We start from the raw sequence: 5,954 nt of genomic DNA, 5'->3' as shown, positions 1-5,954 counted from the left end.
CCTCGGCGCTGGAGCAGGCGGTCGGCTACCGCCCGACGACGACAGTGACCGAAGGGGTGGGGCGGTTCGTCGAGTGGTACCAGGCATATTTTGGACGGGGATAGAAAAGTCTTTGCAAGATCACGGCTGGCAAACTCGCCTCAGGCCACCGTCCAGTGATGCTCGATGGCTGCGCAAGCTCCTGCCAGCACGACGCCCACGGGGATTGGCCGCCCCCGCAATTCGCACCACAGCAACATTGATCTTTGATGGGTAATGTTGCGGTTCCGCTCGCCCGCCATCCGCCATTCGCGTTCGTTTATTTCATTGGGCAAAAAACTACCGACAGCGGACAAACTGCCTCGCTATTCGAATGATGCGGTAGCGGCACATAACGCGCATGTTTCCTCCAGCCGGAGGCGCTTCATCCCCGCGCCGCCGGTTAGGCTCGACGGCCGCCCGCCCCCAAAAAGCCGTCGGGCCGCCAGAAATCCCGATATCCTACTCGCCTCGCCTCCTCGCCATCACTGCGTAAACGCCTTGGACATCTGATCCGCAAAGGGTTTCAACAGATAAGACCAGACATTGCGTTCATCGGTGCGGATATGAACCTCGGCGGGCATACCTGGCCTCAGCACCTTCGCTTCGGTCAGGCAATTCGATTTGCTTTCGACCTTGATCCGCGCCGAGAAATAGGAAAGCTGACGTTGCGGATCTTTAATCAGATCTGCCGAGATGTGTTTCACTGACCCTTGGCAGACCGGAGTGGTTCCCACGTCGAACGCCGGAAAACGGATCGATACCGGCTGCCCTGGCCGGACGTCGTCGACTCGCGACGGAGGGATCAGCGCGTCCACCACAAGATCGTCGGCATCAGGCACGATGGTCATGAGCATCTCGCCAGGCGCGATAACGCCGCCGACGGTATGGACAGCCGATTCCTGTATTGTTCCGGACTGCGGCGCGCGGATCGTTGTCTTGGTCAATTCATCCTGGGCCACAATCCTCCGTTCGTTGAGTTCGGTCTGCTTGGCTTCCGTCTCGCGGAGTTCGGTCGTCACGTCAGTGCGCCTTTGGTCATCCAGCTGCAGCATCTGCAACCCCGTTTCGCTAATGCGCGCCTGCGCTTCAGCTACTGCGGCAGCGAGGCGCCCCGATTCTCCCCTGGCCCGGGTGGCATCCAGCCTGATGTTGCTCACCCTCTCCTTGGAGACGAGTTTTTTGGCGTAGAGGGAATCAACGTCGGCGAAATCCTTATTCAGCAGAGCAACCGATTCATCCACCGCGCTCTGTTGCGCTTTGAGGCCGTCGATCTGACGTTCAAGTTGCTGGGATTGGCTTCTCAACTGTGCCTTCTGTCCAGCCAAAGCCGAAGCGCGCGTTTCAAAGAGCGCGCGCTCGCCATTGACGAGCGCAGCCAGCTCCGGCTGGTTCATTCGCGCCTTCAGGCCGACCGGCAGTTGCATTTCCGCCAGGCCCGTTCGCTCAGCCTCCAGCCGAGCGAGCCGGACGGTCGCGCGATCGAGATCCTCACTGATGATTTGCAGGTTCGCGCGAGTCAGCGTGTCATCCAGTCTGACCAGCACGTCGCCGGCTCGTACATGATCTCCGTCCTGCGCGAAGATCCCGCCCACTGTGCCTCCGGTTTGATGCTGGACCTTCTTGACGTTGGTTTCCACCACCACGGTGGCCGGTGCAACCACAGCGCCGGCGATGTTGGTCAACCCCAGCCACAGGCCGCCGCCAAGGACCAGCAGACCTGTAATCACCAAACCGAATATCAGGTTGGCCCGTATACCGTCCGACAGATCTGGCGCGCTCACGGCAGCCCGTTTGCTGCCACGAAGGGTCCGAGCATACGATGAGAAAGCGACGAATGTTTCGAGCAGAGCTTCATGCATGTCCGGCAACACCCGGTATCGGCGCCAAAGAAGATGGCCGAGGTGAAACAGGCGGTGAAGGTCGGAGCACGTTCGCCAAGACCTGCTCGCGCGAGCCAAAGGCATGAACCGTCCCATTCGACATAACCAGCACCTGATCGATATTCGCGAGTGCCGAAGGACGATGCGCAACGACAATGACGATGCCCCCGCGCTGACGCACTGTCCGTATGGCGCCGGCCAGGGCAGCGTCTCCGTCCACGTCGAGGTTCGAGTTCGGTTCGTCGAGCACGACAAGAAACGGCTCGCCATAAAGTGCTCGGGCGAGACCCACGAGTTGCCTCTGCCCTGCCGACAGGGCCGCTCCGCCCTCGCCTATGCGGGTCTGAAATCCCTGAGGGAATTGCATTATCATTTTCTCGACGCCGGCTGCTCTTGCCGCCGCAAGGACGCCTTTTGGATCCGTCTTGCCTCGGAACCTCGAAATGTTGTCTGCTACCGTGCCGTCAAACAACTCCACATCCTGCGGCATGTAGCCGATATGGGCGCCGAGCTGTTCCGAGTTCCATTGATCGAGAGAGGCGCCGTCCAATCTCACCGAGCCATGGAGCGGCTTCCACACTCCGACCAACGAACGCACCAAAGTTGTCTTGCCGGAACCGCTTGGGCCGATTACGGCCATCCCAGCGCCTCTCGACAGATGGAAGCTCACATTCACCACGGTTGGCTTTGGCAAGCCGGGCGGCGCAATGGTCAATTGCTCGACCGCAAACCGCGCCTGCGGCCGAGGCAACTCCATTGGCTCGTCCTGGCGGCCGAATGCCGCCATGACCGCTGCCAGCTCGGAATAGCTGCGCCGGGCCGACAGAAAGCCTCTCCAGTTTGCGATCGCAGCATCCACCGGGGCCAAGGCGCGGCCAAGCAAAATGGAAGATGCGATGATCACCCCAGGTGAAGCCTCGCCGCCGATCACCAGGTAAGCGCCGAGACCGAGAACACAGGACTGCAACGCCATCCGCAGGGCCTTCGACAGCGAACTGGCGCCACCAACGACGTCAGAGAGACGTTCCTGCTGGGCGAGATAGGCTCGGCTGACGTCGCTCCAGCGTCGAGCCAGTCGACCAGACAGCCCCATTGCGTGAACGACTTCGGCGTTGCGCCGGCCGGAATCGGCAAGCGCCCGCTGCGACAGCAGCTCCTCCGAGGCACGCGCGGCGGGGCCTCGGCTAAACACTTCCGCGATCGCTGTTAAGAGGACCACAGCGATCGCGCCGACCGTCGCCAGCAGGCCGAGCGAAGGATGGAGCAAATAAATGATCAGCAGATAAAAGGGGATCCACGGGGCGTCGAAGATGACCGTCGGTCCCGTTCCGGAGAGAAAGCCGCGCAGTCGGTCAAGATCGTGCAAAGGCTGCAGACGGTCCGCATCACGCCCTGCCTTGAGCGGCAGGGACAGGGAGATGGAGAACACCTTTTGCTGCAAATTCCTATAGAGACGGCTGCCGATGCGGACCAACACGCGAAGCCGCACGAAATCCAGAAGCCCATGGACCGCATACAGACCCAGCATGCCGATCGTGAACCCCACCAGGGTGGGAACGCTCTGCGACGGCAGAACGCGATCGTAAATCTGCAACATATAGACCGAACCGGTCAGAGCGAGAATGTTTATCACTGCCGAGAACAGCGCCACGCCAAGCAGCCCAGGCATGCAGGCGAGAATGGCGGAACGTAGCTCGGGAGAACCAGCCCCCGATGTTTTCATGACCAGCGGTCGTTCGCGCGACACTGCCGCGCCGTTACTTCCGTAAGTTGTGATGGCTCAAACCTTTCTTGATGCGCATAGCAGCCGCTATCCGTCGCCCCCCTTATTACGCTCTGCTTACATACGTCGACTTTGAGGAAAATGCAGCGGATTCGTGGCATGAACCGGCGAAACGCGGCCGCCGACGTCTCCCTGTCTGGGGATAACTTCACGAAAAATGACGATTTTCGCTAAAGGAACTGGTCAGAACGGAGCCGGCAAAAGAGGCGTATGTCCTTGCTCCCAAACACTTTCAAAGGTGCCACGGTCGGCTGAGCAAAATACCTGCTACTGAGCAACAACTTAGATCAATCAAACATTCTATCTCGCTGTGTTTCGTATTTGATTTCATCCTAATGTAGCAATCACCTAAGCAGACGCGGGGCATAAATCGAATCAACCAAAGGATCATTGGATGACACTCCATTATGCGTCCGGTGGATCAGCCACCGAAGTCGCAACCGCCGGGTTCAACCTGGTCGATGTTCAATATCTCTCGCAGGTCAATGCTTTGCCGGACGGCATGAAAGGCCTCGTCTATCTCGGCGCGCATGACGGCGTCACCTCCTCCTTCATTGAAAAAGTTACACCATTTCTGAACAACCCGAAGGTGTTCGGATTTTTCCTGATGGACGAGCCAGATCCCACCGGCAGGTGGGGCACATATGCAACTGCCGAAAACCTGAAAGCGGAATCGGATTGGATCCATTCCCATTTTCCGGGCGCCAAGACCTTCGTCACCATGATGAATATGGGGTCTCCTACAAATCCGGATTTTTCCAACACCTATAATCCGGCCAATACAGGCATCGACTATTACGGGTTGGACCCGTACCCGGTGCGCGATGACGTGAGCACGGTCGACTACAACATGATCGACAGGGCCGTGGGCGCGGCAGTGAAGTCCGGCATCCCGATCGACAAGATCATTCCGGTCTACCAGACTTTTGGCGGTGGCAACTGGACGACCGACACGGGCGGGAAGCATCAGATGCCAACGACGGAACAGATGCAAACGATGATAGATCATTGGGCAGCACTGGTTCCGTCGCCTGCCTTCGATTATGCCTATGCCTGGGGCTCGCAGAACGGAGACACAGCTCTGGAGAATTCGCCGGCACTGCAGGCCTTCTTCCAGCAGCACAACCTCCAAAGCACCGGTGGCTCTGCCGCCCCTCCAGCAAGCGATCCGATCGATACCCCGACCACGCCGCCAAGCGACGCCGGCGCCCCTGCTCCCGCCGCGCCGGCCCCGTCGGACAGCGATCATATATTCCATGGCACGCGCGGCGCAGACGTTTTTCACGCGACCACGGGCAATGACAAATATCTCGTCAACAATGCCCATGACAAGGTGATGGAAGCGCCAAGCGGCGGGGTCGACAAGGTCGTGGCCTCGGTGAGTTACGCTCTTACGGCGGGCTCACATATCGAGCAGCTCTCCACCGCCAGTTCGGGTGGCAGGGCGTCCATCAACCTGACCGGCAACGAGTTCGGTCAAGCCATCTATGGGAATGGCGGCGCCAACAAGATCAATGGTGGCGGTGGCGCCGACAAGATGACCGGCTATGGCGGCAATGACACCTATTACGTCGACAATGCCCACGACAAGGTGGTGGAGCAGAGAGGAAGCGGCGCCGATAAGGTTCTTGCCTCGGTGAGCTTCGCTCTTTCGGCTGGCTCGCATATCGAGCAACTCGCAACCACCAAGGCATCCAGCAAGGCCGCCATCAATCTGACCGGCAACGAATTCGGACAGACCATTCAAGGCAATGCCGGTAGCAACAAGATCGACGGCGGCGGCGGAGCCGATACGTTGAGCGGGCGTGGGGGCAGAGATGCCTTCGTGTTCAGTACCGCCCTTGGTGCTGGAAACGTCGACAAGATCACTGATTTCAACAAAGCCCAGGACAAAATCCACCTCGATCATTCCATCTTTGCCGGTCTCGATCAGGGGGGCCTCTCGTCGGACGCTTTCTTTGCCGGCAAAGCCGCGCATGACAGTTCCGATCACATTATCTACAACAGTTCGACGGGAGCTCTTTCTTTCGACAGCGACGGCGTCGGAGGCGCAAACCAGATCCATTTCGCGAGCCTCTCTCCGCATCTGTCGATTACCGCATCGTCTTTTCTGGTCACCTGAACCAGCCCAGCGAAGAAACGCTTTAAGAAGTGGGGGGGGGGGGGGGGGGGGGGGGGCCCCCCAGGAGGGGTGTGTGGGTGGGGACAAGCAGGAGGGGGGGGGGGGGGGAGACCCGCCCCCCCCCCGCCCCGGCCCCCGCGCCCGCCCC

Annotated in this window: 3 protein-coding genes; 1 reads left to right on the top strand and 2 read right to left on the bottom strand. The window is 59.7% G+C overall.

The annotated features are described in order from the left end of the window. Window positions 1-503 precede the first annotated feature (503 nt). Window positions 504-1,880 (bottom strand): HlyD family type I secretion periplasmic adaptor subunit, encoded by a 1,377-nt coding sequence (locus tag NKI99_RS33280; protein WP_023808938.1) that lies wholly within the window; start codon window positions 1,878-1,880, stop codon window positions 504-506. Then, complete coding sequence (locus NKI99_RS33275; RefSeq protein WP_031212338.1) at window positions 1,873-3,624, bottom strand: type I secretion system permease/ATPase; 1,752 nt, start codon at window positions 3,622-3,624, stop codon at window positions 1,873-1,875. Before NKI99_RS33275 ends, NKI99_RS33280 begins: the two co-directional genes overlap by 8 nt. Before the next feature lie 562 nt (window positions 3,625-4,186). Here NKI99_RS33275 and NKI99_RS33270 point away from each other — a divergent pair. After that, complete coding sequence (locus tag NKI99_RS33270; protein ID WP_245273057.1) at window positions 4,187-5,806, top strand: calcium-binding protein; 1,620 nt, start codon at window positions 4,187-4,189, stop codon at window positions 5,804-5,806. The last annotated feature ends 148 nt before the right edge of the window (window positions 5,807-5,954 follow it).

Source organism: Mesorhizobium sp. M0239, from assembly GCF_040321815.1.
Classification (GTDB): Bacteria; Pseudomonadota; Alphaproteobacteria; order Rhizobiales; family Rhizobiaceae; genus Mesorhizobium.
The sequence above is the reverse complement of the archived record's forward strand: the minus strand, read 5'-3'. Positions and strand labels throughout refer to the sequence as shown.

Excerpts from the sequence above, each read along its gene's own strand:
- NKI99_RS33280 (WP_023808938.1), bottom strand. The coding sequence starts at position 1,880 with ATGCATGAAGCTCTGCTCGAAACATTCGTCGCTTTCTCATCGTATGCT.
- NKI99_RS33275 (WP_031212338.1), bottom strand. The coding sequence starts at position 3,624 with ATGAAAACATCGGGGGCTGGTTCTCCCGAGCTACGTTCCGCCATTCTC.
- NKI99_RS33270 (WP_245273057.1), top strand. The coding sequence starts at position 4,187 with ATGAAAGGCCTCGTCTATCTCGGCGCGCATGACGGCGTCACCTCCTCC.